This is a genomic window from Pseudophaeobacter sp. TrK17 (assembly GCF_042192375.1).
Taxonomy (GTDB): Bacteria; Pseudomonadota; Alphaproteobacteria; order Rhodobacterales; family Rhodobacteraceae; genus Pseudophaeobacter.
Genome location: NZ_CP071700.1, coordinates 3777940 through 3802517, shown reverse-complemented (window position 1 = coordinate 3802517; position 24578 = coordinate 3777940). Strand labels below are relative to the sequence as shown.

At 59.9% G+C, this 24578-nt stretch carries 31 protein-coding genes; 11 read left to right on the top strand and 20 right to left on the bottom strand.

Going from position 1 to position 24578, the window contains the following annotated elements; translation table 11 throughout:
- Positions 1–38 precede the first annotated feature (38 nt).
- The 6 genes from JZI28_RS18120 to JZI28_RS18095 form a co-directional block, all read right to left on the bottom strand.
- Entirely contained in the window at positions 39–365 is a 327-nt protein-coding gene (locus tag JZI28_RS18120; protein WP_295455537.1) for a chorismate mutase, read from the bottom strand.
- Positions 358–963: a GNAT family N-acetyltransferase gene (locus tag JZI28_RS18115; protein ID WP_375698500.1), complete on the bottom strand. Its 606-nt coding sequence runs from the start codon at positions 961–963 to the stop codon at positions 358–360. The genes JZI28_RS18120 and JZI28_RS18115 overlap by 8 nt, the downstream gene beginning before the upstream one ends.
- Positions 960–1487 (bottom strand): GNAT family N-acetyltransferase, encoded by a 528-nt coding sequence (locus JZI28_RS18110; RefSeq protein WP_295455540.1) that lies wholly within the window; start codon positions 1485–1487, stop codon positions 960–962. The genes JZI28_RS18115 and JZI28_RS18110 overlap by 4 nt, the downstream gene beginning before the upstream one ends.
- On the bottom strand, positions 1484–2026 hold the full coding sequence (locus JZI28_RS18105) for a GNAT family N-acetyltransferase (protein ID WP_375698499.1): 543 nt from the start codon (positions 2024–2026) through the stop codon (positions 1484–1486). Before JZI28_RS18105 ends, JZI28_RS18110 begins: the two co-directional genes overlap by 4 nt.
- Before the next feature lies 1 nt (position 2027).
- Positions 2028–3557, bottom strand: coding sequence for a signal recognition particle protein (gene ffh / locus JZI28_RS18100; RefSeq protein WP_295455543.1), 1530 nt, complete (start codon positions 3555–3557; stop codon positions 2028–2030).
- Between the two features lie 269 nt (positions 3558–3826).
- Positions 3827–4339 (bottom strand): hypothetical protein, encoded by a 513-nt coding sequence (locus JZI28_RS18095; protein WP_375698498.1) that lies wholly within the window; start codon positions 4337–4339, stop codon positions 3827–3829.
- A 234-nt stretch (positions 4340–4573) separates the two neighbouring features.
- Here JZI28_RS18095 and JZI28_RS18090 point away from each other — a divergent pair, with 234 nt between their 5' ends.
- The 3 genes from JZI28_RS18090 to JZI28_RS18080 all read left to right on the top strand — a co-directional run bounded on the left by JZI28_RS18090 (position 4574) and on the right by JZI28_RS18080 (position 6621).
- On the top strand, positions 4574–4813 hold the full coding sequence (locus JZI28_RS18090; RefSeq protein WP_375698497.1) for a hypothetical protein: 240 nt from the start codon (positions 4574–4576) through the stop codon (positions 4811–4813).
- Positions 4752–5846 (top strand): hypothetical protein, encoded by a 1095-nt coding sequence (locus JZI28_RS18085; protein WP_375698496.1) that lies wholly within the window; start codon positions 4752–4754, stop codon positions 5844–5846. Before JZI28_RS18090 ends, JZI28_RS18085 begins: the two co-directional genes overlap by 62 nt.
- A 247-nt stretch (positions 5847–6093) precedes the next feature.
- The gene (locus tag JZI28_RS18080; protein WP_375698495.1) at positions 6094–6621 is read left to right on the top strand and encodes a prolyl-tRNA synthetase associated domain-containing protein; all 528 of its coding nucleotides are present in this window, start codon (positions 6094–6096) and stop codon (positions 6619–6621) included.
- Positions 6622–6630: 9 nt separating this feature from the next.
- Here the strand turns inward: JZI28_RS18080 and JZI28_RS18075 are convergent, their stop codons facing one another.
- The 3 genes from JZI28_RS18075 to JZI28_RS18065 form a co-directional block, all read right to left on the bottom strand.
- Entirely contained in the window at positions 6631–6783 is a 153-nt protein-coding gene (locus tag JZI28_RS18075; protein ID WP_375698494.1) for a hypothetical protein, read from the bottom strand.
- The gene (locus tag JZI28_RS18070) at positions 6780–7094 is read right to left on the bottom strand and encodes a hypothetical protein (RefSeq protein ID WP_375698493.1); all 315 of its coding nucleotides are present in this window, start codon (positions 7092–7094) and stop codon (positions 6780–6782) included. Before JZI28_RS18070 ends, JZI28_RS18075 begins: the two co-directional genes overlap by 4 nt.
- Before the next feature lie 143 nt (positions 7095–7237).
- On the bottom strand, positions 7238–7819 hold the full coding sequence (locus JZI28_RS18065; protein ID WP_297340726.1) for an FMN-dependent NADH-azoreductase: 582 nt from the start codon (positions 7817–7819) through the stop codon (positions 7238–7240).
- Positions 7820–7971: 152 nt separating this feature from the next.
- Here JZI28_RS18065 and JZI28_RS18060 point away from each other — a divergent pair, with 152 nt between their 5' ends.
- Positions 7972–8850: a LysR family transcriptional regulator gene (locus JZI28_RS18060; protein ID WP_375698492.1), complete on the top strand. Its 879-nt coding sequence runs from the start codon at positions 7972–7974 to the stop codon at positions 8848–8850.
- The gene (locus tag JZI28_RS18055; RefSeq protein ID WP_375698491.1) at positions 8847–9752 is read left to right on the top strand and encodes a DMT family transporter; all 906 of its coding nucleotides are present in this window, start codon (positions 8847–8849) and stop codon (positions 9750–9752) included. Before JZI28_RS18060 ends, JZI28_RS18055 begins: the two co-directional genes overlap by 4 nt.
- Before the next feature lie 10 nt (positions 9753–9762).
- On the opposite strand, the gene JZI28_RS18050 is transcribed toward JZI28_RS18055, so the two are convergent.
- A complete protein-coding gene (locus tag JZI28_RS18050; RefSeq protein WP_375698490.1) occupies positions 9763–10131 on the bottom strand; it encodes an ArsR/SmtB family transcription factor in 369 nt (122 codons plus the stop codon).
- A 266-nt stretch (positions 10132–10397) separates the two neighbouring features.
- Between JZI28_RS18050 and JZI28_RS18045 the strand changes: the two genes are divergently transcribed.
- The 5 genes from JZI28_RS18045 to JZI28_RS18025 all read left to right on the top strand — a co-directional run bounded on the left by JZI28_RS18045 (position 10398) and on the right by JZI28_RS18025 (position 13105).
- Positions 10398–10742, top strand: coding sequence for an AtpZ/AtpI family protein (locus tag JZI28_RS18045; protein ID WP_295448513.1), 345 nt, complete (start codon positions 10398–10400; stop codon positions 10740–10742).
- Between the two features lie 38 nt (positions 10743–10780).
- Positions 10781–11581, top strand: coding sequence for a F0F1 ATP synthase subunit A (locus JZI28_RS18040; protein WP_295448504.1), 801 nt, complete (start codon positions 10781–10783; stop codon positions 11579–11581).
- Between the two features lie 86 nt (positions 11582–11667).
- Positions 11668–11904, top strand: a complete 237-nt coding sequence (locus tag JZI28_RS18035; protein ID WP_008205040.1) for a F0F1 ATP synthase subunit C — start codon at positions 11668–11670, stop codon at positions 11902–11904.
- Positions 11905–11991: 87 nt separating this feature from the next.
- Complete coding sequence (locus tag JZI28_RS18030) at positions 11992–12540, top strand: F0F1 ATP synthase subunit B' (protein ID WP_375698489.1); 549 nt, start codon at positions 11992–11994, stop codon at positions 12538–12540.
- Positions 12541–12544: 4 nt separating this feature from the next.
- The gene (locus JZI28_RS18025) at positions 12545–13105 is read left to right on the top strand and encodes a F0F1 ATP synthase subunit B (RefSeq protein WP_295448493.1); all 561 of its coding nucleotides are present in this window, start codon (positions 12545–12547) and stop codon (positions 13103–13105) included.
- Between the two features lie 328 nt (positions 13106–13433).
- Here JZI28_RS18025 and JZI28_RS18020 read toward each other — a convergent pair whose 3' ends face one another.
- Both JZI28_RS18020 and JZI28_RS18015 read right to left on the bottom strand, forming a co-directional pair.
- Positions 13434–14099, bottom strand: coding sequence for a metal-binding protein ZinT (locus tag JZI28_RS18020; protein ID WP_375698488.1), 666 nt, complete (start codon positions 14097–14099; stop codon positions 13434–13436).
- A 339-nt stretch (positions 14100–14438) separates the two neighbouring features.
- Positions 14439–15359 carry a PHP domain-containing protein gene (locus JZI28_RS18015; RefSeq protein WP_375698487.1) on the bottom strand — a complete coding sequence of 307 codons (921 nt, stop codon included), beginning with the start codon at positions 15357–15359 and terminating at the stop codon, positions 14439–14441.
- 94 nt (positions 15360–15453) lie between these two features.
- Here JZI28_RS18015 and JZI28_RS18010 point away from each other — a divergent pair, with 94 nt between their 5' ends.
- Entirely contained in the window at positions 15454–16002 is a 549-nt protein-coding gene (locus JZI28_RS18010) for a tetratricopeptide repeat protein (protein WP_375698486.1), read from the top strand.
- Between the two features lie 111 nt (positions 16003–16113).
- Here JZI28_RS18010 and JZI28_RS18005 read toward each other — a convergent pair whose 3' ends face one another.
- From JZI28_RS18005 to JZI28_RS17970, 8 genes are all read right to left on the bottom strand, one after another.
- On the bottom strand, positions 16114–16821 hold the full coding sequence (locus JZI28_RS18005) for a hypothetical protein (protein WP_375698485.1): 708 nt from the start codon (positions 16819–16821) through the stop codon (positions 16114–16116).
- Positions 16818–17705 (bottom strand): ABC transporter permease, encoded by an 888-nt coding sequence (locus JZI28_RS18000; RefSeq protein WP_375698484.1) that lies wholly within the window; start codon positions 17703–17705, stop codon positions 16818–16820. The genes JZI28_RS18005 and JZI28_RS18000 overlap by 4 nt, the downstream gene beginning before the upstream one ends.
- Positions 17702–19102 (bottom strand): ABC transporter permease, encoded by a 1401-nt coding sequence (locus tag JZI28_RS17995; protein WP_375698483.1) that lies wholly within the window; start codon positions 19100–19102, stop codon positions 17702–17704. The genes JZI28_RS18000 and JZI28_RS17995 overlap by 4 nt, the downstream gene beginning before the upstream one ends.
- A complete protein-coding gene (locus JZI28_RS17990; protein WP_375698482.1) occupies positions 19099–20199 on the bottom strand; it encodes an ABC transporter ATP-binding protein in 1101 nt (366 codons plus the stop codon). Before JZI28_RS17990 ends, JZI28_RS17995 begins: the two co-directional genes overlap by 4 nt.
- A gap of 75 nt (positions 20200–20274) precedes the next feature.
- A complete protein-coding gene (locus JZI28_RS17985; RefSeq protein ID WP_353396970.1) occupies positions 20275–21396 on the bottom strand; it encodes an extracellular solute-binding protein in 1122 nt (373 codons plus the stop codon).
- 121 nt (positions 21397–21517) lie between these two features.
- A complete protein-coding gene (locus JZI28_RS17980; protein WP_375698481.1) occupies positions 21518–22723 on the bottom strand; it encodes a TRAP transporter large permease in 1206 nt (401 codons plus the stop codon).
- A complete protein-coding gene (locus tag JZI28_RS17975; protein WP_297339350.1) occupies positions 22716–23276 on the bottom strand; it encodes a TRAP transporter small permease in 561 nt (186 codons plus the stop codon). Before JZI28_RS17975 ends, JZI28_RS17980 begins: the two co-directional genes overlap by 8 nt.
- Positions 23273–24508 carry a serine hydrolase domain-containing protein gene (locus JZI28_RS17970; RefSeq protein ID WP_375698480.1) on the bottom strand — a complete coding sequence of 412 codons (1236 nt, stop codon included), beginning with the start codon at positions 24506–24508 and terminating at the stop codon, positions 23273–23275. Before JZI28_RS17970 ends, JZI28_RS17975 begins: the two co-directional genes overlap by 4 nt.
- Between the last annotated feature and the right edge of the window lie 70 nt (positions 24509–24578).

Below are 24578 nucleotides of genomic sequence, written 5' to 3'. Positions count from 1 at the left end.
GGTAGTCTCCTTTGATGGCGTTGACAGGGATTGCCCTGTTATTCCTGGTGTTTCTTGTGGTGTCTGATGACTTCCTGAATGATGAAATTCAGGAAAGCCTTGGCAAAATCGGGGTCCAGGTTGGCCCGTTTCGCCAAATCTTCGAGCCGTGCAATCTGCGCGGCCTCTCGGGTGGGATCCGAGGGCGGCAGCGCATGTTCAGCTTTCAGCTGACCCACGGCCTGTGTGTGTTTGAACCGCTCGCCCAAGGTGTAGACGAGAATCGCATCAAGCCGGTCGATGCTTTCGCGGTGCCCTTGCAGGATTTCGGCGGCGCGGGCCACGTCGTCCTGCGTGTGCTCGGCTGGGGTGATGTGATCAGTCAAGAGCCCATCCTTTTGGTTTGAACAGCGGGTCAGCGTAGTGGCTGATTTCCATCTCGATACCATGGGCAATCTGGCTGCCCTTCAGCGCCGCAGGGGCTGGGTGGCGATAGACCGCATCGTTGCCATCAATGGTTGCCGCATCGTGATCTTTCACCGCGCCAAGCCGTTCTGCCAGGCGGATGGAGTCGAGGTTCTTGGGGTCGAGATAGCTGACAGCGGTTTCCCAGCCCTGGGTTTCGTAGAAATAGGCGCGGGCGGCATTGGTGGCCTCCAGCGCATAGCCGCGCCCTGCGGCGTCGGGCCAGATGATCCAGGCGATTTCCCGTTCTGGCCAGCCCGCAGGCATCCAGCCGCCGGCCATGCCGTAGGTTTCATCCGTGACCTTGTCGTGGATCATCCACATGCCAAAGCCGTGGATCTGCCAATGGCCGATTTCAGCGGCATAGAGCATCCAGGCCTCATAGGCATTCAAAGGCCCGCCCATGAACCGCGCCCGATAAGAGGAGAAGGTCGCCTCAAAATCGGGGTAATCCTCGGCCTCGGGGCCGCGCAGTACCAGGCGTTTGGTTTCAAGAACCGGGATGTTCTGGCGGCTCATGCTGCGGCCTCCAGGGTGGGGTGCCGCCAGATCTGACAGGGCTTGCCCAGCAGCGCAGCGTCAGATTCAAAACGTGCGCCCAGGCGTTCCGCAAGTGCAATAGAGCGATTGTTGTGCGGCGCAATATAGCTGATCACACCGTTCAGGCCCTGTTGATGCGCACCGTAGTTGCGGGCAGCGGTCGCGGCTTCAAAACCGTAGCCCTTGCCCTCGGCCTCTTCAAACAGGGTCCAGCCCAACTCTGGCTCAGACCAGGCAGGGGCAAAGATCAGACCGGTCCAGCCGATGAAGCGCCCAGAGGCTTTTTCGACGATATGCCACAGCCCGTAGCCATTGAGCACCCAATGCCCCAGGCGGGAAACCAGCGAGGTATAGCTGCCCATGGCATCGCGCGGACCGCCAACAATATGGCTGCGCTCTGTCTCAAAGAAAGCCGCCATTGGTTTTAGATCATCCAGGTGCGGCGCGCGCAGTGTCAGGCGCGCGGTCTCAAGGACCGGGATGGGCAGGCTCATTGCGGTCATGCGTAGGCCTCCATGCCGCCAGCGGCCAGATCATCGGGGCTCATGTGGCGCCAAACCTCCAGCGCGCCCAGGCGCACATGGGCAAAGTCACCATCGCGGGTTGCACCCAGGCGCTGCGCCACCGCGCGCGAGCCGTGGTTTTCAGGCGCGACCAGGCTGATCGCGGTTTTCCAGCCCAGGGTCTCATAGGCATAGGTACGCGCGGCAGTGGCGGCCTCGGTGGCGTAGCCCTTGCCGCCAAAACCTTCAAACAGGTCCCAGCCGATTTCCGGCTCGGGCCAGCCTTCGGGGTTCCACAAGCCGATGATGCCAGCCGGTTTGCCGCTGTCCTTTTCCTCTAGCGTCCAGCGACCATAGCCCCGCAATTGCCAGTGACCGATTTCCAGCGCCAGATGACGCCAGACCTTGTCCGGCTCCATCTGACCACCGACAAAATCGGCACGGGGCGAGTCATAGAAGGCGCAGAGCGGCTCAAAATCGCTCAACGCAGGCTGGCGCAGCATCAGGCGCTGAGTTTCTATGGTGGGAACCTGGATCATGTTATTTCTTTTTACCAAAGCCAGAAAGACCGCCGGGCAGGCCCATGCCGCCCATGCCACCAAGACCGGGCAGACCGCCGGGCATACCCTTGCCGCCGCCCATGGCTTTGGCCGCTGCTTCCAGCGCTTTGGGGTCCATCTGGCTGGGATCCATACCCGCCATGTCGCCCATACCGCCGCCTTTGCCGAGCATGCCTTTCATGGCCTGCTTCAGCATCTTGCCTTTGCCCATCTTGCCCATCTTCTTCATCATGTCCGACATCTGCCGGTGCATTTTCAGAAGCTTGTTCAGGTCAGAGACCTGCATGCCCGCGCCGGCCACGATACGCTTTTTGCGGCTGGCCTGCAGTAGGCCGGGATTGGCGCGCTCTTTCTTGGTCATCGACTGGATCATGGCGATCTGGCGCTTGATGACCTTGTCGTCCATGCCGGCGTCCTGCACCTGCTTGGCCATTTTGCCCATGCCGGGCATCATCGACATCATGCCTTCCATGCCGCCCATCTGCTGCATCTGTTCCAGCTGCATCTTCAGGTCATTCATATTGAAATGACCCTTCATCATGCGCTTCATCATGCGCTCGGCCTGTTCGGCCTCGATGGTTTCCTGCGCCTTTTCAACCAGGGCAACAATGTCGCCCATGCCCAGGATACGGCCTGCGACGCGCTCTGGCTCGAAGGTCTCGATGGCGTCCATCTTTTCGCCCAGACCGACAAAGCGGATCGGCTTGCCGGTCACCGCGCGCATCGACAGGGCGGCACCGCCACGACCGTCGCCATCCATCCGGGTCAGCACCACGCCGGAGATGCCGATCTTGGCGTCAAATTCTTCCGCCACTTCAACCGCGACCTGACCCGTCAGACCATCGACCACCAGCAGGGTCTCACGGGGGGAGACCACCGCCGCGACATCCTCGACTTCCTGCATCAGGACTTCGTCGATCTGCAAGCGGCCGGCGGTGTCCAGCATGTAGACGTCATAGCCCCCCAGCGCGGCCTGCTGTTTGGCGCGCTTGGCGATGTCAACGGGTTTCTGACCGGCGACGATCGGCAGGGTGTCGACGCCAATTTGGGCACCCAGCACCGCCAGCTGGTCCATCGCAGCCGGGCGATAGACATCGAGCGAGGCCATCAGCACCCGCTTGCCTTCTTTGTCCTTCAGCCGCTTGGCCAGTTTACCAGTGGTGGTGGTTTTACCAGAGCCCTGCAGGCCCACCATCAGGATCGGCGCAGGCGGGTTGTCCACCTTGAGCGTGCCGAGATCTTCGTCGCCGCGCAGCACGTCAACTAGTGCGTCATGCACGATTTTGACGACCTGCTGGCCGGGGGTGACCGATTTGGTCACCGACTGTCCGGTGGCCTGGTCCTGAACCTTTTTGACAAAATCACGCGCCACCGGCAGTGAGACATCGGCCTCTAGCAGGGCAACGCGGACTTCGCGCAGGGCGGTTTTGACATCTTCCTCGGACAGGGCGCCCTGTTTGGTCAGCCGGTCAAAGACCCCGGAAAGCCGTTCGGATAGATTTTCAAACATGGCTTACGGCCTCCTTTGCCGACTTCAAAACCAGACAGCCCCTATGTAGTGAGCGGGATGCCCATGCGCAAATGCCCTTCAGGTCGAATGTCGGCTTGTGAGAGCAATCCAAACAGAATTGCCCCCACGGGCGTAACACGCTGGTGGAGGGCGATCCCCGACACGTCAGGGACCGGAAGACATAGATGCTTCCGGATATGGGCCCTGCGTTACGTGGATTGGCTGACAGAGTCAAGCGATGACAGGGTTTGGCCAAGGTCCAGCCTGTTTCAGATCACGGTTTTTGCCGGCAGCCAGCTGTTCACGGCCCTGGCAATCCGGTCGGATCCTGCCCCGTTGGTATAGGCCGCAACAATCGGGATGCGGGTTTTGCCGCCGGGGGCCGCAGGCCCTGCCGTTAGAACCAGCGTCGGGCGATACAGGGTTGAACTGCGCCCATCCCGAAGCGTCGTGGTCTGTTCTATTTCCACATGGGACAGCTGATCCAGTGGGTGATCCTCGCTGCTGTAGCCAAAAACCGACTGGCGACGAATGAAAATCTTGCCGGCGACGCGGTCAAAAATGATCTGCACGCGTCGCACAAAGGCGCAAAAAGCTACTATGCCGATGCCGCCGCCCAGACTGCCGAACAAGACGCCAAACCAGAGATCACCCTGTTCTCCGCTGGCGACGAGAAGACCTGCGCCGATGAAGACCAGGATAAACAAGATGAGCATGATGCCGATCAGCCAGGGCGTATTTGCGATGATCAGCTGCTCTGGGGTGTCTCGCGTGATTCGCATAGTTATATCCTAGTGAAATTAGCACGCCTGAGAAGGTCAGCTGCCGTCCACGGCTTGACTCAAACAGTGAGAGGCTCGCAGCATCGGGACTATAGGTGCCTCATCGACTTAACGGATCTGAGCGATCCATCGGGCGCCGTGAGGCAGCAACAGCAGCAGGTAACACAGGCGAACGGGGTAAGCGTTCGGGCGGCCAACCGGGCAGCCATCTGGCTGAGGGAAGGACCAAGAGGGATGCGTGTATTCACGATACTGGGGCCATCGCAATCTGGCAAAACGACCCTGACAAGGGCGCGGCTGGGCAAACTCGGGGAGGGGCTGGCGGATGTGGTGGCGGTTGGCTGTATGGCCGATCAGGGCAAACATCTTGATAAAGCCGTCTTGCTGCGTGCCCTGGGCGGAGGCCTGGGGGATGGTAATCCGGTGGGGGGGCACTCTGGCCGCGTTGGGCGGGCTGGACACTGGCGCCGATGAGCGACAGGGCGATCACGGAAATACCATTGGCAGCCCTGGCTTCTCGCACACTGGCCTCTCGCACAGCGGTCTGCAGGCCGACGATATCGGTCAGGCGATAAAATCCGACCATCCGAACCTTGGCTACTGTTATTCTGCTGATGGCAGTGCCGGGCTGCCCGGCTGGGCACAGTCGCCGCCGTCGACCTACCGGCGCTTGGTTGTTCCGGTGCATCAACGCGACGAGGCGCGGCTCTCGGCGGCGTTGGACCGTCTGGTGGGCATTGATCCGGCTGTTAAGCTGGAACAGGATCCGATTTCTGGGCGCGCCCTGTTGCATCTGCAGGGACCGTTGCATCTGCGCCGGGTGCTGGCCACGCTGGAAACGGAGTTTGGCGTCGAAGCCATTGGCGAGCAGGTGCCGCCGTCCTTTTGCGAAACCCTCAGAGAACCAATTGAGCTGCGCTACCGTCACCGCAAGCAGTCCGGCGGGGCGGGGCAGTGTGCCGATGTTCTGATCGAAATGCGCTCGCTGCCCCGGGGCAGCGGTTTTCAGTTTCACGACAGGATCAAGGGCGGAGCGATGCCAAAGGCCTATATTCCCTCGGTTGAGGCCGGGGTGCGCGAAGCCCTGCGGGAAGGCAACAACAGCCACCCGGTGGTGGATGTCGCGGTGGTCTTGAAAGATGGCAAGCACCACGCCGTGGACAGCGCTGATTTTGCTTTTCGCACGGCGGCCAGAAATGCAGTGCGGAGCGCTTTGGATCAGGCCGATCTGGTGCTTTTGCAACCCATTATGAAGGTGGCCATTCATGTGCCTTCGGTGTTTTCAGGCCGGGTGATCCCGGTGATTAGCAACCGGAAGGGACAGGTTCTGGGCTTTGCTGCAGAAGACGGCAAAGCGGGTTGGGTTGTTCTGGAGGCCCTGATTCCGCTGGTCGCACAGGATGGCCTGTGTCACAGCTTGGCCAGCGCCAGCCGCGGCACCGGCTGGTTTGAGACTGCATTTGACCACTATGAGGAGGTCAGACAAGACGAGCTCGCACCGGTTTGAGGGCTCGGCTGACCGCCTGCCGCACCTACCTGCTCCCCTAACTGGCTGCACAGCTGTGTGTCCGCCTGACAGGGTGCCGGCCTGCCTGTGTGCCCGTCTACCTGTGTGCTCGCCTACCTGAGTGACTGTGTGCCTGAGCGGCTGTGGCGCAGTTTTGTCTCCAGAGAGCGCATCGTCTCTTGCGTCTTTGGGGTTTTTTGCGTGATCTGAAGGCGACGTAAAATACCGCCTTTGGGAGACTTGAATCATGGATGCAGCCGCCGCTCAACAGGACGCCTTGCCGGTCAGCTCAGATGCGCTGTTGGCACAGCTTGATGCATGGGATTTGCCCTATACCCTGTTTACCCATGTGCCGCTGCGGACCGTGGAGGAAGCCAAGCAGGTTGAAGCAGAGATGCAGCAGCCCGGCGTCAGCAGCCTGAAGATCAAGAACCTCTATCTGCGGGATCGCAAGAAGCGTAATTACCTCATTTCTGTCGAACAGGACCGCGAGATCGACCTCAAGGCGCTGGGGAAGGAGATTGGTGCCGCAGGGCTGAGCTTTGGATCTGCTGATCGCCTGATGCAGAACCTGGGCATTCGCCCGGGCGCAGTGAGCCCAATGGCAATGATCACCGGTGTTGCGCAGGGGGTGACATTTTATATGGATGCAGCGGTGCAGGAGGTGGATGTGATCAATATGCACCCGCTGGTGAATGATCGCACCGTGGTGATGGCACGGGAGGATTTTCTTGCCTTTCTCGCTCGCATCGGGTGTGAGCCCCGCTGGATCTGACGCGCCCCCCTAGGCGTTTTGGGGTTCCCCCAATGCCAGCTCCAGCGCTGCTGCGACATGGGCTGCGGAGGGATTGATAAACAAGACCCCGGCGGCCTCAAAACAGGGCTCATCAATATGGTCCGGGAAGGCCAGCGGCAGTTCGGTACAGGCAAGGATCACTGCCTCCCCGGCGTTGGCGTGTTGCTGGCAATCACCGCAAAATCACATCCGGCCGCTTGCAGCACCAGCAGGCCATTGCGAAACACCGCATCAAAGGCGGCCCAGCTGGCGTCATCCTCGGGGCGCCCGCGCAGGCTGCGGGTCTCGGCCTGATTGACCGATTCTATGGTGATCTTTGGGCAGGGGAGCGGGCCGTTGTCGGCCTTTGCGCCAGTCTCGATTTGCCGCTGCCAGCTGCCCGCGCAGATGCCGCGATAGTAGTCCAGGGTCGAGGCCCAGCCGACGCCGCCGAGAATACCGATTTTCTTCATATCTGCTGCGCCCTGTCTTGCGTTCCCGTCCGGGTAGCATGGTGCAACAGAGTAGCGTGGTGCAACAGGGGCGTTGAACAAAAGCACCGCCCCCCGAGGGAGGCGGTGTTCAGGTTTGGTTTGCCAAATTTAGCGGGCAAAGCTTAGGCGGCAAGCGCCTCGATTGCGGACTTGGCGCGCTGCATCGAACCTTCCTCATCCATGGACAGCTGATCTGCGGCGACCAGTTCAACATCGGTGATGCCGATAAAGCCAAGCACATGGCGCAGGTAGGTGGTGGCAAAATCGATATCCGATCCGGCCTGCGTCCCGCCAGAGGCCACCGCGATGATGGCGCGTTTGCCCTCCAGCAGACCAACGGGGCCGGTTTCGGTGTAATTGAAGGTCACCCCAACGCGAGCAACCAGATCAATCCAGGCCTTCAGCGTCGAGGGCACTGAGAAATTGTAGATCGGCGTGCCGATGACAATGGTATCGGCCTGTTTCAGCTCGGCAATCAGCGCGTCAGACTGCGCAAGAAGCGCCTTCTGCTCATCGCTGCGTTGGTCCGCAGGGGTGAAGTTGGCACCGACCCAGGCCTCGTCGAGCAGTGGCAGTGGGGTCGCCAGATCCCGACGGATGACAGTTTCAGGTGCCAGCCGCCCGGTGATCTCGGCGCTCAGCGAGCGGGTGACGGAGTTCTCGGTGCGGGCAGAGGAGTCGATATGCAGAACTGTGGAGGTCATGATCTGAATTCCTATTTTTTGTTTCGTCTGCATCACACATGGGTTATAGCAAAAATGAACTCAATCGCCGTGTCGGCACAGGTTTTGTGCAAATTTGCGGTGGGGCTTGAGGGGCAGATTTCACAAAGCGGATTTGAAGCAAGGACAGTGTGATGGAGAATTGGGACGAAGTTCGCACCGCCTATCAGGTGGCCCGCATGGGGACTGTCAGTGGCGCCGCCGAGGTTCTGGGGGTGCATCATGCGACGGTGATCCGCCATATTGATGCAATCGAAACACGCCTGGGGGTGAAGCTGTTCCAGCGTCATGCCCGTGGCTATACGCCAACGGAATCCGGTCAAGACCTGTTGCGGGTGGCGCAGGCCACAGATGACCAGTTCAGCCAGTTGGTTGGCCGGTTGAAAGGCCAGGGGGAAGAGGTTTCAGGCGAATTGGTGGTGACCTCACTGTCGTCGATGTCGCATCTACTGGTGCCAGTGCTGACCGAGTTCCAGCAGATGCATCCGGGCCTGGTTATTCGCTACCTCACCGGTGAGCGCCTGTTCAGGCTGGAGTACGGCGAGGCCCATGTGGCGCTGCGGGCAGGCAATGCACCGGATCAGCCGGACAATGTGGTACAGCCCTTTCTGAAGCAGAAGATCGGTCTGTTTGCCTCCCAAGGCTATGTAGACCAGCACGGCATGCTGAAAGGTGTCGATGACCTGAAGAACCATCAGTTTGTTGGCACCGACAATCCAGACAGCCGCGCACCTTTCAACAAATGGCTGCGCGAACACACCACGGAAGAGACAATCATCTTCCGCTGCTCCGACGGTGTGGCAATGCAAGAGGCGGTTATGGCAGGGGCCGGTATTGGCTTTATGTCGATGTGGGAGGCCTCGCGCCGCCCGGCTTTGGTCAAGATGATGGATCCTCAGGCCGATTGGGAAGGCAGCCTTTGGTTGGTGACCCATGTGGACCTGCACCGCACTAACAAGGTGCAGAGTTTCCTCAGCTTTTTGAAAGAGCGCGCCAAGGCCTGGCAGCAATGAGCCCGGTTCAGCGCGCCCATGGCGCCATGCTGTTGTTTTCGGTCCTGGTGGCGGGATCGTTTTCTCTGGGGGTTTTGATCGCCAATGATATCGCGCCGATGGCGCTGAATGCGGTGCGTTTCGGCATCGCGGCGGTGGTGATTGGCGCGGTCGCGGGGCTAAGTGGCAAACTGCGACGGCATCATTTTCGGGCGCCCTGGCGCTATCTGGTGATGGGGGCGCTGTTTGCCAGCTACTTTGTGCTGATGTTTTATGGCTTGCAGACGGCAGATCCGGTCAGCGCCTCGGCGGTCTTTACCCTGACCCCGGTGCTCAGCGGGGTCTTTGGCTATCTGCTGCTGCGCCAGATTACCACGCCGCGCATGGCGCTGGCCTTGGGCATCGGCGCGGCGGGGGCGCTTTGGGTGATCTTCCGGGCCGACCTGGCGGCGCTGCGGGCCTTTGATATTGGCCGCGGAGAGATGATCTATTTTGTCGGCTGTGTTGCCCATGCGATCTATACGCCGGTGGTGCGTAAGCTGAACCGGGGTGAGCCGGCGATTGCCTTTACCTTTGGCACCCTGATTGCCGGTGCACTGGTATTGCTGGTCGTTGGCTGGGGGGACATCCGCGCGACCCAGTGGGACGCCCTGCCGATGCTGGTTTGGGTTGGAATTTTTTATGTGGCGATATTTGCCAGCGCTGTCACCTTTGTGTTGCTGCAGTTTGCCAGCCTTCACCTGCCTGCGGCCAAGGTCATGGCCTATACCTATCTGACTCCCAGTTGGGTGATTGTCTGGCAGGTCGCGCTGGGCAACCCGGCCCCAAGCGGGCTGATCCTGGTGGGGATTGCGCTGACGGTGGTGGCCCTGGTGTTGTTGCTCGAAGATGCGGCCAAGCCCGCGCGCCCTGTCAAAGCCTGAATGGGCTGCCTCAGATTTCGCTGTTCTGAATAGCCGGAGCGGGTGGGACTGGGGGTTGGTCGTCCAACTCGCTGGCCAGGAAGCGTTCAAATGCGTCCAGGTGCACCGGTTCAAACTGGCCAAACCCCTGCATCCAGACCGAAGCCGCCCGCATGGCGTCGGGCTGTAGTTTGCACCATTTCACCCGCCCGCGCTTTTCCTGCGCGATCAACCCGGCGCGGCTCAGGATGGTGAGGTGTTTGGAAATTGCCGCCAGCGACATCTCAAAAGGGTCAGCCACATCCGTTACCGCCATATCATCCTCCAACAACATGGTGAGGATCGCCCGACGGGTCGGGTCGGCCAGGGCGGCAAAGACGGTATCAAGTTCACTGGACATACCGCGCACATTAGGCGCCTGTTTCGTTAAAGGAAAGCCGCGCTTGGTTTGCCAAAAGCGGGGTGAAACCAAAATCAACCTTTTGGTTGAATATGCCAATTCGCGGCTTCTGGGCGAAAGACGCCAAGTGACAGAAGCGCGCAGGGTAGGTGAATTTTTCAAAACATATTTAATATCAAACACCTACCGTGTTTCTGAGGCTGTGGACTCTGCAATTGACTCTGTGGCCCCAGCGCCTTAGCACCTCACATAGAAATCGCGTGAGGATGGCGCCTGTGACAGATGATGACCAAAAGCAGCGCATGGCGCAGCTGGAGGCCAAACTGGCAGCGGCGCGTAAGGCCCAAGAGCCCAAGCCGCGCGCGGATGAACACTACTCTCTGGCCAATCAGGCCTGGCGGATGGTGATAGAATTGGTGGTCGGTCTTGGGATCGGCTTTGGCATCGGATTTGGGTTGGATCACCTTTTTGGGACCCTGCCTATCTTTATGGTGCTGTTTATACTGCTGGGACTTGTCGCAGGGGTGAAGGTGATGCTTCGCACCGCGCAGGAGATCCAGGAACAGAAACTGGCCGAACAGGCCGATGAAAATGCAAAGGCTCAGGACTGATCGCGTGATCAACACCTGACGACAGGAGAAGCGGAACGATGGGCAAGCTGTTCTTTTACGTAGCATTGGCACTGGTAGTGGTGTCTGGCGTGCTTTTTGCACCTGAGCACGCGGCTCTGGCGATCCACCCGATGGATCAGTTCAACGTCGCCTCGCTCACTGGTGGCGCAGTAAACACCTTCGCAATCACCAATGTCACGCTCTGGCTCGCCCTGGCCGTTGTCTGCGTCTTCTTGCTGATGGTTGTTGGCTCTTCGCGCCGCGCCATCGTGCCTGGCCGCGCCCAGTCGGTTGCGGAACTGACTTATGGGTTCATCTACAAAATGGTTGAAGACGTGGCCGGCAAAGACGGCGTCAAGTTCTTCCCCTACATCATGACCCTGTTCATGTTCATCCTGATGGCCAACTTTCTGGGCCTGATCCCGATGTCCTTCACCACCACCTCGCATATCGCTGTTACCGCGATCCTGGCGGGTCTGGTGTTCTTTACCGTCACCATCGTTGGCTTTGTCAAAAATGGCGCCGGTTTCCTTGGCCTCTTCTGGGTATCCAGCGCGCCTCTGGCCCTGCGCCCCATCCTGGCCATCATCGAACTCATTTCCTACTTCGTACGCCCCGTGAGCCACAGCATTCGTCTGGCTGGCAACGTCATGGCGGGCCACGCGGTTCTGAAGGTTTTTGCAGGTTTTGCGGGCGCTCTGGGCCTGTTCAGCTTCCTGCCGATCTTTGCCATCACCGCAGTCTACGCTCTCGAAGTTCTGGTGGCCTTTATCCAGGCCTATGTCTTTACCATCCTGACCTGCGTGTATCTGAAAGATGCCCTGCATCCGAGCCACTAAGGTCTAGATCCAACAAGTTACCGGATGATCCGTTCCTGGGTCATTCGGGTCCCAAATCACCACATTCCATCGTAAGGAGAATACCCATGGAAGGCGATATCGCACAACTCGGTCAGTTCATCGGCGCAGGCCTGGCAGCAATCGGTTCCGGCGCAGCCGCAATCGGTGTTGGCCACGTAGCCGGCAACTTCCTGGCAGGCGCACTGCGCAACCCATCGGCAGCCGCCGGCCAGACAGCTACTCTCTTCATCGGCATCGCCTTTGCAGAAGCCCTGGGCATCTTCTCGTTCCTGGTTGCTCTGCTGCTGATGTTCGCAGTCTAAGACCTTAGGACACTTTATCCTTACGGTCGGGCGGTAGGCCCAATGGCCCACCGCCCGATGTAACGGCAAGTTCCCTAGGAGGACGACATGGCATCTAATACGCAAGACGCAGCTCACGGCGCCGCCGAGGCCGCGCACGGCTCTGCTCCGGGCATGCCGCAGCTGGATTTCTCGACCTTCGGGAACCAGATCTTCTGGCTGGCAATCGCGCTGGTCGCGATCTATCTCATTTTGTCGCGTGTCGCGCTGCCCCGCATTGCTGCGGTTCTGGCAGAGCGTCAGGGGACCATTACCAACGACCTTGCTGCGGCTGAAGATCTGAAAGCCAAGGCAGTTGAGGCCGAAGACGCTTATAACAAGGCCCTGGCAGACGCCCGCGCCGAGGCACAGCGTATCGCCGCCGAAACACGCGCCGAAATCCAGGTTGGCCTGGACGACGCGATTGCCAAGGCGGACGAACAGATTGCAGCCAAAGCGGCTGAGTCTGAAAAAGCCATTGGCGAGATCAAAGCTGGCGCGCTGGAAAGCGTGAAAGTTGTGGCCGCCGACACCGCCGAAGCTCTGGTAACAGCGCTGGGTGGCAAAGCAGATTCAAAAGCAGTCGCGACAGCGGTTGCCGACCGGATGAAAGGTTAAGGACATGCGCACAGTTCTGGCAATTGCCCTCACCCTTGGGGCCACCAGCCCGGCGTTTGCCGCCTCTGGTCCCTTCCTGTCGATGAGCAACACCAACTTTGTTGTTCTGCTCGGCTTTCTTCTGTTTGTTGGCATTCTTCTGTTTGTCAAAGTGCCTAGCCTGCTGGGTGGCCAATTGGACGCCCGCGCCGAAGGTATCCAGAAGGAACTGAACGAAGCCCGCGCCCTGCGGGAAGAAGCTCAGACCATTCTGGCCTCCTACGAGCGCAAGCAGCAGGAAGTTCAGGCACAGGCCGATCGTATCGTGGCTGCGGCCCGTGAGGATGCGGCGGCGGCTGCCGAAGAGGCAAAGGCGGATCTGGAAACTTCCATCGCCCGCCGTCTGGTGGCAGCAGAAGAGCAGATCGCATCTGCCGAAGCTTCTGCAGTCAAAGAAGTACGCGATCAGGCGATCTCCATCGCTGTTGCTGCTGCCGATCAAGTGATCGCCAAGCAGATGACAGCGACCGAGGCAAACAAACTGATCGATGCGGCGATCACCGACGTCAACGACAAGCTGCACTAAATCACAACGATCACTGTATCTGAGTGTTCATAACCCGGCCCTTGTGGCCGGGTTTTTTTGTCTTTGCTTTTGTTCCAGGCCGCATTCGCGTGGTTCGAAGGGGGATAGCTGCGCGTGACGCCGTGCCAGCCAATGCACACGCGCCCCATATCCGCTGGCGGGCGGTCCGACTGGAAGGGATGCAACAGGCAGGGATTTTCCGGTGGCGCAGACTGGGTGCAGAGGTCATCAGGTGTCTGCTTTGACGCTATTTTATCAACATTCTACATAGCGGCCAAAGTCCGCTATGTAGAACGCGTGCATTTTTCCTGTTCAGGAATGCGCCCTATTAATGGGCCATCATTTCAGATGCGATCTCTGCACCGTTCAACTGGGCCGGGAAATATGTTGGCCAGTTGGTGACTTCTGTCAGCAACTCAGCGCGATCATTACCCCAGTAAAGATGGTAGTGGTCAGCCTTGGTTGGTGCAATCTTGTGGTCGCTGAACTGAATGAACCGAGGCGCGGCCGCGTCGCCGCCGGATTTTTCAAAAATGAAGCGCACACCCTGATTGCCGGATTTGTAGGTCAGGATTTCATATCCGTCTTCGGCGTACTGCCCCTGCACAGGCTGGCCGTCCCGGAAAAAAGTCACGCTGGGGCCGTCGATCAGGATACGCTCCACATCTGTTTTGTAGCCGACCTCGTAGTAGGCACGATACTCCTCAGCGGATTTTTCTCCATGTTCAGCTTTGTGTTCCATCACTTCATCCAAAGTGCCGTCTTGCAGGAGTGGGTAAAGCGACTGCCAGTCGCCACCCCAGTCAGACAGGTTGCGGGCTTTAACCGCAGCGGCGTCGACCAGGGATGGCCCGTCGTCCTTATGTGTGTGTGTATGGGTATGGGTGTGAGTGGTGGCGGAATTTTCCGCTGTTTGCGCCATTACCTGCGCCGAACTAACGATCAGCGCGCCAAGCGCAATGACGCCAACGCGTTTGAGGATTGTCTGTTTCATGTGAAGCTTCCTGCCTTTGCTATGATGAATTTGTTATGATATATCATAACAAATCCAGTCAGTATCTCTCCCTGATTAATTTGGCAAGACGCACTGCCCCTAACCGCAAGGTTTAAGCGGAGTCAGCACAGAACAAGTGAAAGCGATCAGTGACCTGGCAAGAGCAAATTAAAGGTCTGCCCCGCGTAGTCGACAAGCATGATCTACAGAAAGGCCAGAGCCGCATTGGGTTCTATCGTGTGGAAACCGGTACTTACCTAATGAGCGGTGCCAATGGGGGGGCAGGGCTGCATTTGCGGTGCCTTCCTTCCCATTGGCCGCCTGTGATAGGCCGCGCCATCACAAGCGAAAGGGATTGGTCCAGGCGCGTTTGCCCGCAGCGTCCACCACTGTTACCCGCAGCCAAGGCGAATTGCGGAACCGGTGTAGCGGGATCTGGCCGCGGGTCATTGAGGCACCATGGATGGCTGTCGCCGCTTGGCCATGGCCTTGCAGGATCATCGTTGACGCGGCGGTGCTTTCGATCTCGATTGTGTCGCCGGTGAGTGTCACATTGCGAATTTCAGGCCCTTGTGAGCTGTAGAAATCACCTTGTTTCAGGGCTTGCAGCAGTAGGTCAGGATTGTTGGCCTCTGCCTTGACCATGACCCAACCGCCAAAATGGTCTGGTTCAGTAAAATGGGCGTCATCGGTGGCGATAAGCGTCACATCACGGCCTTCTGACAGCAATAGGTCGAGCACATGCCCGCCACCCTCGCGGTCGCAACCGATGGCACAGCCGTGATTATAGATCTCGACCGCATGCGCCGCTTCGATTGAACGCGCATCAGAAAGAGTCAGGCCGGACCAGTGCGGATGGGCGATGGCGACAAATGCGCCGGCGTCCCGGGCGCGCGCCGCAAGTTCCGGGCCTGTTTCCTGATCGTCCACCGGATGAAAGCCCGGAGCGTTGGGCGCTGCAAACCCTTCGGGCAGGCCAACCGCAAGGATGTGCCACAGTTCACCGTTTTCCATGGCGCCGGAATGCAGTTCCGCCCCGAGAAGCGTGGTGAACCCGTCGTCGCGAAATGGTTTTGTATCCGCAAGGGGATAGTCATAGGCGCCGATGAAATGATCCGTCAGCGCCAGGAAATCATAGCCTTCGGCCTTGTACCGGCGGCACACTTCTGCGGGATCAAGGCAGCCGTCCGACAGGGTCGAGTGGGTGTGCAGATTGCCTCGCCAGAAACGGCCGGGAGATGAAAATGCTGACAAGACCATTGTGTTTTCCCCTTCGAAAATCTGGTGCCTGAATAGGCGGTTCGGGAAACGGATTTGTGACAAATCTGTTGCGGAATCGGGATAGGGTGGCGCCATGAAACTGGACCGACTTCAGCGCGCCCTTCAGACCGGAAACTGGGGGCAGGCCGCAGATATACTTGCCTCTTTGGTGGCGGGTGCTGATCCGCATCCATCAATGATGTACAACTACGGCAAGGTCCTCTTCGAACTTGGCCGGATGGCGCAGGCGCAGGCGATGCTGCGGCGCACGGTTCAGGTCATGCCGGAGCATTCGGCCGCCTGGTTTGAACTTGGCCGCGCAGCGCTGAGTGCGGAAGATTTCGAGACCGCGTTTGAGGCCTTTAGCCGCGCGCTGGATCTTGAACCCACAGACACCGATGCGCGGCGCAATCTGGGACGGGTTGGGGTGCGATTGGGGCGGTTTGGCGCAGCGCAGGCGGCTTGGAGCGAGCTACGTGGCGATCCCGAGGCGGACCTGGCCCTGTACCGGATTGCGGCGGAGACCGGCGCGGCCAATACGTCGGATCTGCGGCGGGACCTGCTGGATACCCACCCAGACAAGGCGGCGGTGATCCGCACTTTGGTGCGTATGTCAAAGGGCTCGGTACCACTGAGCCTGTAGGGGCAGCACATAGGCCATTGGCGCCTGTTTCGGCGGGTTAAACACGCGATACAGCTGTTGCGATTTGTCTGGCTGCACTACGATCACATGGCAAAATGACCTGCGTGACCCCTAACCGGGGCGGTGCCGCTGCCGGAAGCTCTTGCGATACACGCCGCGTTCCTGGCCCAGTGCGTGCTGAACCTCGCGGTTGCGGGCGATTTCGTCCTCCGTCATGACACCAACATCCAGCGCAAGGGCCGCGCGCTGGATTGCAAAGACCTGTGCGACAGGTGTTCCTTTGGCCAGTGTGCCTTCGAAATTGGGGTCGGTCCAAAGCGCTGGGAAATGGACGTAGCCGTCTTTGTACAGATCACAGTCAACAACACCGGATAGCGCGCGAAAGGGCAGGTCTTCCCGGTTTAGCGGATGGGTGAACAGCAGCGACCAGCCCGGTGGCGTCTCGAGTGTCCAGAAGTTGATGAACTTTACCACCGCATTGCTGGCCAGCTTGAACGGGGCGCCACTGGCCTGTTCCGGCACATGCAGCCCAACCGGCGCGCGCGAAATCAGCGCATCCTGTAGGATCGGCGGATCCCAATCCCAGGCGATCTCACCGTTGCTGATGTGCAGATCCGTGGCCAGCGGGATGATGACACCGGACGACAGCGCATCAATAATGGGCGGGCAGTGCTTCAGTGTACGCACTACTTCGCCGCCAAGACTGGGGGCCGCAACCTCCGAGGGCATGGATTTCAGCCAGTCGGGCAGGGTCTGGGCCGCTGGCACCGGTTCGGGTAAAAGCGGGCGCAGTTTTGGATGACAGCGGGCGCGGATCACTTTTGCGCCTCGCGCCGGGACATAAAGGCATGGGCGGTGGCCGCCAGAACGGTCAACGCGATGATGATCGTGCCGACGGCGTTGATCACAGGAGGGTGGCCATTGGGATTGCGCGCCATCGCACCAATTTCGGTGGCAAAGGTACAGGACCCGCCCTTGGCGAACATGGTGGTGTTGTAATTCTCGATACTGGCCATAAAGCCGATCACCGCCGCCGAGACCAGCGCCGGGAACAGGTAGGGCAAGGTTAGACGGCGAAACACCCGGAAGGGCGAAGCGCCGAGATCCAGCGCGGCCTCTTCCAGTTCGATCGGCTGACGTTGCAGGCGCGCCATCAGGATCAGCATCGGGTAGCCGGCGACAAATGTGGTCTGCGCCATGATGATGGTAAAAAGCCCGGCATTCACGCCCAAGCGGCCCCAAAAGACCAGCGCCGACAGCCCCAGCACGATGCCTGGTGCCAGCATCGGCGACAGCAGGATCCACCACAGCACTCCGTTGGCACGCGAGCGCCAGCGGGTCAGCAGCACGGCCCCGGACAAGCCAAGGATCAGCGACAGCGGCACCACAAATGCCGCCACATAAAGCGAATTTCCAAAACAGCCGACAAAACGGTCGCGATCCAGTGCCCGTAACACCGGGTCGGCGCGCATCTCGGTCTCGGACATCCAGAAATAGGCATACCACTTGCCGGTGAAGCCTTCCCACTGGGTGACCGAGGGGGGCGAGGTATCGTTGAAGGAGGACAGCACCATGAGCAGGAGCGGCGCGAACATAAAGGCGAGGAACGCCCAGGTATAGGCGTTCAGCAGGCCAGCAGAGCTAATGCCAAAGCGCACCGGTTTGGTTGGCGGCACAGCCGGGGTCTGAGTCAAATCGGTCATTGCACCCTCGCGAAATCTTTGAGCCGCGTACGCATGAGCCACATGAACAGGCCCACAAGCACGAAACAAACCATGGTATAGGCAAAGCTGTAGGCCGCCCCGACATTCGAGTTCTCGGATTCAAAGAACTTATTGTAGATCGTCTGGCTGAACCATTCGGCCTGTAGCCCGCGACTGATGATGCGGGGCACGGAAAAGGCCCCGGCCGATAACATGAAGGTGGCAATTGCGCCCACAGCGATGCCGGGCTTGGAATGGGGGATGATGATCCGCCAGTGGACGCGCCAGGTCGAGGCTCCCAGATCCTTGGCGGCCTCGATCTGATTGCGGTCCAGCGTATTCATCACGTTGTAGATCGGGAACACCATGAACAGCACATAGGTGTAGACGATCACCACAAAAACGGTGCCAGGAAAGCGTTTGAACTGGATCGGGTCGTCGACAACATGCAGCCACTGCAACACCCCGTTGAGCAGCCCGTTGTTGTCGATGATCACAGTCCAGGCATAGATCCGCATCAGCTCGACAATGGCATAGGGAATGACAAGGCCAAGAAACAGCCATACGGCCCGTTCCGGCGTGGTGGCCAGGGCCACTTTGTAGGCCATAGGATAGCACAGCAGCAAGGCCAGCGCGGTGGCGGCAATCGCAAAGCTGAGCGTGCGCGCCAGGGTGATGAGGCCGATACGTTCGTAGACTTTGCCGTCGCGTTCAAAGCGCAGGCCAATCAGGCCGATCAGCTTTTTGGACAGCTTGGCATCTTCGATGGTCTTTTGCGTCTCCGACAGGGGGATCATCCGGGCCTGTGTCAGCCAGCCAAAATTGGCCAGGGTGTAGGGGGTGGCGCGGGCTTCACGGGCCTTGAGATCGACAAACAGCGCTTTCGCCCGTTCGGAGATTTTTTCTGCGGTTGCGATTTGTTTTTCAACGGTGTCGGCATCCGAGACAGCCATCACTGGCAGGCCATATAGCGTATCTAGATACTGCGATGGCTCCCCGCTCGCCCGCACAAGAGATTTATGTGTATTGGCCCTGTCGCATTGCAAGATATAGGGCCGCGTTGCCTGGGCAGGGGTTTGGCCTGTTGCCGAGGGTACGGCCATACCGGAGGAAGACGGAACAGCCATGCCGGAGGCCGATGGAATGCCCATCCCGCCTGCGGAGGCTGCTTCGGCATCGGGCTGCATTTCATAGGTTTTCAGCACCGAGATACAGGTCTGGGCGTCGCGTGACAGGCTCAGCGCCACCGAACTATCAAGCCCGCGTTTGGGCGCGGTGATGGCACGTTCCAGCATGGTCAGCTGCGGCAGGATGATCAGGATCAATCCCCAGACCAGCACCGCGCCAAAGAAGAAGGCGGAGAGAGCGGCCCCATAGCCTTTCAGCAAACCCTTCATTGCGCGGCCAGCTCTTGCCCGGTGCGCGCAAGGGGGCCAGAGGGTAAGATCACGGCACTCTCGGCGCGGAACCCGATTTTGGTATCACCTTCCGAGGGCAGATGGACCTGTCCGTCGTTGGTGATGTGCACCGCCAGTTCAGTGCCTTGGGCATCAAAAAACAGATTGAGAAAGGCGCCTTCCAGATCGCGGCGTTGCATCCGGGCCAATAGCTTGTTTTCCCCATGTCCCAGCAGCATCGCTTCGGGTCGAACGAACAGCATCGCCTCGGCTCCGGGGGCAAGGTCGCGCGGGTTGCGGGCGCGGAACCGGCCCATCGGAGTTTCTATGTCCGCCATGCCCTCGCTGGCCGCCATTACCCGCCCCTCCAGGCGGTTGGCTTCGCCCACGAAGGAGGCCGTGAACGCGGTTTGCGGGGCCGAATAGATCTCGTCGCCGGTGCCAACCTGTTCGATCCGGCCTTCGTTCATCACGGCAATCCTGTCGGACATTGTCAGGGCCTCACCCTGGTCGTGGGTAATGTAGATGAAGGTCACACCGGTCTGTTTCTGGATGGCCCGCAACTCGGCCCGCATGTGCTGACGCAGCTTCAAATCCAAAGCCGACAGCGGCTCATCCAACAGCAATACAGCGGGTTCTACGGCCAATGCCCTGGCAATTGCCACCCGCTGGCGTTGACCGCCCGACAGCTCTCCCGGTTTCTTCTCCGCCTGATCGCCCAGAGCGACCAGTTCAAGCAGCTTTTGCGCCTGGGCGCGGCGGTCGCGTTTGGACAAGCCGCGGGATTCCAGACCAAAGGCCACGTTTTCCCACACTGGCATCAGCGGAAACAGTGCGAGGTTCTGAAAGATCAGCGCGGTTGGCCGGGTGTTCGGGCCGATCCCGGCCATGTTCTGACCGCCGATCCGCACCTCCCCCTCGGAGGGCTCAATAAACCCGGAGACGGCGCGCAAAATCGTCGTCTTGCCACAGCCCGACGGCCCGAGGATCGAAAAAAACTCACCCGCCTGAATGGTCAGGTTGGTGGGCTGCACCGCCCTGAACCCATTGGGATAGGTGATCGACATATTGTCGAGTGTGACGTCCTTGCCGCGCATGATTGCCCCCGGAAAAAAGAGTGGGAGAGGCGCGGACGCCTCCCCCCAAGTTGTTTCGAAAACCCACCCTGCCGATCAGGCGTTGGTGATGATTTCCACAAACTCGTTGCGGATTGGGGCAAAGAACGGCGTATCCGCCTGCCACCACCACATGTTGCCCAGAACGTCCGCAGTGTAGACGTCGTTGAACTGGCGCTTGAAGTTCTCGGAGGCATGGTCTGCCGCCCCCATCACAGCCGAGTTGTAGCCCGTGTTGTTGGCGAACATGCCACCCACTTCTGGCTGCAGCATGAAGTTCATGAAGGCTACAGCCTGTTCGGGGTTCATCGCCTGTTTCAGCATGCCGAAGCTGTCGAGCCAGGTGATGATGCCTTCTTTTGGCGCGCGGTAGACAAAATTGTCATCTTCGCGGTTCAGCAGCAGGCCGGTGGTGTCCCAGGTCTGGCCGATGACGCAGCCCGCATCCTTGAAGGCGGCGGTGGCTTCGGTTGCATTGTTCCAGAAGGCGCCAAAGTTGGCTTTGCGTTCGATGATCCAGCCAGCAATAGCGCCCCAAACCCGGCGTGCATCCTCTTCGGATTTGTAAACGTCAAGCATGCGGTTGGACGGAACTTCGCCAATGGCATCAAGGTAGAGGCCGGTGCCCATGATGACCGACTTTTGACGGAAGGCCGCAGCGCCTTTGGCCTCGGGACGCCACAGGTCCCCAAAGCTGAGATCGGCATCCGAGATGTCGAGCTTGCCACGGTTCAGGGTCAAACCTTCGGTGCCCCAGTCGAATGGCAACAGGACTTGTTTGCCGGCTTGCATGCCGCCCAAGCTGGCGCTGTCGCGCAGGAACGACGGGATCACGTTGTCGATTTTAACGTCGGCGGGGACTTCTGCGAAGAAACTGTCGCCGTTGTCGTCGATATAGCCCGATGCGTTGGTGATCGACGGGAAGACGATGTCAAACCCCTTGCCGCCATTGGCGCGGATGGTCGACTCGGCTTCGTCATTCGAGCCGAATGTGGTCAATTCCAGTTTGATGCCGGTGTCGGCTTCGAATTTTTCTCTGATATTGGGCTGGATATAGTCCTGCCAGGCCAGCACTTTGACGCTGCCCGAAGAGGCAAGCGCATCGGTGGCGCGCAGGACCAGCGGCGCCGCAACAGCGGCGGCCCCCAACTTAATCGCGGAACGGCGAGTCGTTTTCATAAAAGCACCCTCATGTCATATATTTCACCCGGCGCGGGCTCTGCGCGTCGCTACCGTGCGAGTGAAACAGCCCGGTGACGCTTTTGTTGCATTCCTGTGATCCTGATGGCGCCGCAGCTGATCACCGCCGCACGCCATGGAAAAAAGGTCCGGGTGCGCCACCCCAGAACGCAGTTGCAGGATCCAAGATCCGCCCTCGACTTTGCGCCAATGGGGGCGGTGCAAAGGCCCGTTTCCAGATCATATCGAATCCGGTTTCCCTGATGATGGGCAGAACCAGCGGCAGGGTCAAAAGCATCGCTCCCACGGGTTCGAGGAACAGGCCCAGAAACAGATAGAGCACTACGAGGCCGAGCATGATGATGACGGGGTTTGAGGTGCTCTGCACCACGAGGTCGCTGAGAAAGTCCCCGGCGCCGGAAAAGGCCAGAAAGCGGGTCAGAACCGTGGCACCGACACCGATGATGATCATCGTCGAGGTGGTCAGGACGGTGTCCGATATCGCCGCCAAAATCACGCTCCAGGTGAGGGTGCGCTTTAGCATCGCAACAAGGGTCGCAAGAAAGGCCCCGATCGCGCCGGCTTCGGTGGCTGTGAACACACCGGAGAACAGACCAGTAAAGACGCCAAGCATGATCAGGAGGATGGGCCAGGTGTCCTTGGTCATCAGGAAGCGTTCGCGGATTGGCAAAGGATTGTCGTCGCGTGGGGCAAGGCTCGGGTTCAATTTCACGCGGATCAGAATCACGAGGATATAGCCAAGGGCGGTGACCAGCCCCGCTGCGATGCCAGAGACAAAAAGGTCAGTGACGGGCACCTTGGCGATTACCGCAAAGATCAGCATGATCACGGAGGGTGGGATCAGCGCCCCAATGGTGCCGGCGACCGCGACGGTGCCGGTGGCAAGTTCGGGGTGATAGCCAGCCCGTGTCATCTCTGGCACCGCGATCCGCCCCATCGTTGCCGAACAGGCGATGGACGATCCGGACACGGCGGCGAAGCCTGCCGATCCGAGCACCGAGGCAATGGCGAGACCGCCGGGCATGCCCTGTAGCCAGACGCGTGCGGCCCTGAACAGGCCTTCGGTTAGTTTTGCGTGGTAGCACAGAAAGCCGAGCAGCAGGAACATGGGAACCGCGCTCAGCACCCAACTAGCCGCAAAGTTGAAGGGCAGCAGCCCCAGGCTGGCCCAGGCGATCCGCCATCCGCCCAGCAGGTAAAGGCCACCAAAGGACACGCCGATCATCGCGATGCCGATGGGAATGCGCAGGGAGATCAGAACAAAAAGAAGGCCGAGGCCGTAGAGCCCGATTTCGATATCACTCATCTTTGGTCTCCTCTGCGGTGCGCAGCCCCGTTGTTGGATCCATGCCAAAGGCAAGAAACTGCAGGAAACGCAGGATGATCAGCAGGGTCATTAGCCCGGCGCCAAGGGGCAGGGCGAAATGTGCGGGCCAGGTGGCAATGGAGGTGGTGCCTTGCACCTGCGCCGCGCCGATCTGCATCTGGTTCAAGGCCTCTTCGACCCCGCGCACCGCCAATGCGCCCGTGACCAGACCCGTGGGCACCAGACCCCAGCCGGTAACCCATCGTGCGGCCTGCCGGGGCATCAAGTCGGTCACCAGCTCCATCTGGATATGGGCGCGGCGCAGTTCAGCCAGTCCAAGCGGCACAAAGGCGACAATGACCATGTAGTAATAACTGACGATGGTCAGCGTACCAGGAAGGCCGCTGCCACGCAGATAGCGCAGCGTGACATCAGCCGTGACGTGCAGCATCATCAGGACGATGGCAAAGCCCGCAGCTATGGCAACGACGCGGATCACGCGGCCAAGCGCAGTTTCGATCCGGATAAGCAGAGGCGGGGCGGCTCCGGTCATGTGGACGCTCCCAGATCACACGCATTGAGAGCGGCAATCAGAGCCGCCCCACGGTCGTTGACCAGAAAACCCTCGCCCATCTGCGTCATCGCGTAACCGATGGCGAGATCACGGGAGGGGTCGCAAAAGGCAAAGCTGCCGCCGGCGCCGACATGGCCAAAAGCCTGGTCTGGGATCAGGATGCTGTCGCCACGAGCCGGCCTGTCAGCGCTGCTGCAATTGTCCATTCGATGCATGAAACCGCCCCCGAACCGCGTCGGCTGCAGCAGCATGCCATCGCAATGGGTTGCTGATGTGGTCCGGGCAAAGCGATCGCAGGTGTCCTGGGTGAGGCCAAGGCGCCCCCCCGGGCGCATGGCGCCATGCAGGCGGGCCAGGCCGCGGGCATTGGTGATCCCTGAGGCGGCCCCGATTTCGGCGGCACGTCCGGCGCGGGTGTTGACCCCCTTGGCCATCCAGTCGCCGTGGTTGAAAAAGAACAGGGCCTGGGGGGAGGTCTTGTCGCGCAGCGCCATGCCAAAGGCAGTCGGCGCGCCCCCTTTTTGTGGCACAAAATGTCGGATCGGAGCGACGCGGTGGTCCTGATTTTCGGGCAGGCCGATCCAGAACTCAATGCCCAGGGGGGCTGCGATTTCTTCGGCAAAGAACTGGCCCAATGTGCGCCCATCGGTGCGCCGGATGATCTCGGCAAGGATGAAGCCCCCGGTCACCGGATGATAGGCGGTCCGTGTTCCCGGCACGAACATCGGGTGCGCCTGTTCCAGCGCTTGTGCCATATAGGCGTGGTCCGTCAGGCAATCGGGCTTCAGCGGCTCTGTCAGAGCGGGCACCCCTGCCGAATGGTCAAGAACCATGTCCACGGATATCCCGTCCTTGCCGTGGCTTGCGAAGGCAGGCCAGTAGTCGGCGACGGGCGCATCCAGTGCGATCACGCCGCGCTGGGCAAGCAGGTGAATACACAGGGCCGTTGCGGGCTTTGTCGCGGAGAAAACCACGCTGAGCGTGTCTTCGTGCCAGTCTTGGGTATCGCTGACCCGGCCGCCCCAAAGGCTCAGCACCTCCTTGCCGCGCCACTCTAGGTGGACAGAGGCGGCGACCTCGCCTCGGGCTGTGAAGTTGTCACAAAATGCCTCGGCAAGGGGCTCAAAACCCGGGGCCACCCTGCCACAGATCCGAGTGCTGCCCACAGGCGTTTCGACAGCGCTCGACCAGCGCTTCTGATTGGTGTCCATTGTTTCCTCCTCCTCCCAATGCCGCTGCGCCTTGCGCGGCGTGGCGCGACCGCCAAGCGCCAGTTTCGGT

Coding starts and splice junctions, on each gene's coding strand:
- JZI28_RS18050 (WP_375698490.1), bottom strand. CDS start 10,131: ATGTCCAGTGAACTTGATACCGTCTTTGCCGCCCTGGCCGACCCGACC.
- JZI28_RS18040 (WP_295448504.1), top strand. CDS start 10,781: ATGGGCAAGCTGTTCTTTTACGTAGCATTGGCACTGGTAGTGGTGTCT.
- JZI28_RS18060 (WP_375698492.1), top strand. CDS start 7,972: ATGGAGAATTGGGACGAAGTTCGCACCGCCTATCAGGTGGCCCGCATG.
- JZI28_RS18065 (WP_297340726.1), bottom strand. CDS start 7,819: ATGACCTCCACAGTTCTGCATATCGACTCCTCTGCCCGCACCGAGAAC.
- JZI28_RS18070 (WP_375698493.1), bottom strand. CDS start 7,094: ATGAAGAAAATCGGTATTCTCGGCGGCGTCGGCTGGGCCTCGACCCTG.
- JZI28_RS18115 (WP_375698500.1), bottom strand. CDS start 963: ATGAGCCGCCAGAACATCCCGGTTCTTGAAACCAAACGCCTGGTACTG.
- JZI28_RS17975 (WP_297339350.1), bottom strand. CDS start 23,276: ATGACCGGAGCCGCCCCGCCTCTGCTTATCCGGATCGAAACTGCGCTT.
- JZI28_RS17980 (WP_375698481.1), bottom strand. CDS start 22,723: ATGAGTGATATCGAAATCGGGCTCTACGGCCTCGGCCTTCTTTTTGTT.
- JZI28_RS18080 (WP_375698495.1), top strand. CDS start 6,094: ATGGATGCAGCCGCCGCTCAACAGGACGCCTTGCCGGTCAGCTCAGAT.
- JZI28_RS18110 (WP_295455540.1), bottom strand. CDS start 1,487: ATGACCGCAATGAGCCTGCCCATCCCGGTCCTTGAGACCGCGCGCCTG.
- JZI28_RS17995 (WP_375698483.1), bottom strand. CDS start 19,102: ATGAAGGGTTTGCTGAAAGGCTATGGGGCCGCTCTCTCCGCCTTCTTC.
- JZI28_RS18030 (WP_375698489.1), top strand. CDS start 11,992: ATGGCATCTAATACGCAAGACGCAGCTCACGGCGCCGCCGAGGCCGCG.
- JZI28_RS18090 (WP_375698497.1), top strand. CDS start 4,574: ATGCGTGTATTCACGATACTGGGGCCATCGCAATCTGGCAAAACGACC.
- JZI28_RS17970 (WP_375698480.1), bottom strand. CDS start 24,508: ATGGACACCAATCAGAAGCGCTGGTCGAGCGCTGTCGAAACGCCTGTG.
- JZI28_RS18045 (WP_295448513.1), top strand. CDS start 10,398: ATGGCGCCTGTGACAGATGATGACCAAAAGCAGCGCATGGCGCAGCTG.
- JZI28_RS18105 (WP_375698499.1), bottom strand. CDS start 2,026: ATGATCCAGGTTCCCACCATAGAAACTCAGCGCCTGATGCTGCGCCAG.
- JZI28_RS18015 (WP_375698487.1), bottom strand. CDS start 15,359: ATGGTCTTGTCAGCATTTTCATCTCCCGGCCGTTTCTGGCGAGGCAAT.
- JZI28_RS18035 (WP_008205040.1), top strand. CDS start 11,668: ATGGAAGGCGATATCGCACAACTCGGTCAGTTCATCGGCGCAGGCCTG.
- JZI28_RS18085 (WP_375698496.1), top strand. CDS start 4,752: ATGGTAATCCGGTGGGGGGGCACTCTGGCCGCGTTGGGCGGGCTGGAC.
- JZI28_RS18095 (WP_375698498.1), bottom strand. CDS start 4,339: ATGCGAATCACGCGAGACACCCCAGAGCAGCTGATCATCGCAAATACG.
- JZI28_RS17990 (WP_375698482.1), bottom strand. CDS start 20,199: ATGCGCGGCAAGGACGTCACACTCGACAATATGTCGATCACCTATCCC.
- JZI28_RS17985 (WP_353396970.1), bottom strand. CDS start 21,396: ATGAAAACGACTCGCCGTTCCGCGATTAAGTTGGGGGCCGCCGCTGTT.
- ffh (WP_295455543.1), bottom strand. CDS start 3,557: ATGTTTGAAAATCTATCCGAACGGCTTTCCGGGGTCTTTGACCGGCTG.
- JZI28_RS18000 (WP_375698484.1), bottom strand. CDS start 17,705: ATGACCGATTTGACTCAGACCCCGGCTGTGCCGCCAACCAAACCGGTG.
- JZI28_RS18055 (WP_375698491.1), top strand. CDS start 8,847: ATGAGCCCGGTTCAGCGCGCCCATGGCGCCATGCTGTTGTTTTCGGTC.
- JZI28_RS18025 (WP_295448493.1), top strand. CDS start 12,545: ATGCGCACAGTTCTGGCAATTGCCCTCACCCTTGGGGCCACCAGCCCG.
- JZI28_RS18010 (WP_375698486.1), top strand. CDS start 15,454: ATGAAACTGGACCGACTTCAGCGCGCCCTTCAGACCGGAAACTGGGGG.
- JZI28_RS18020 (WP_375698488.1), bottom strand. CDS start 14,099: ATGAAACAGACAATCCTCAAACGCGTTGGCGTCATTGCGCTTGGCGCG.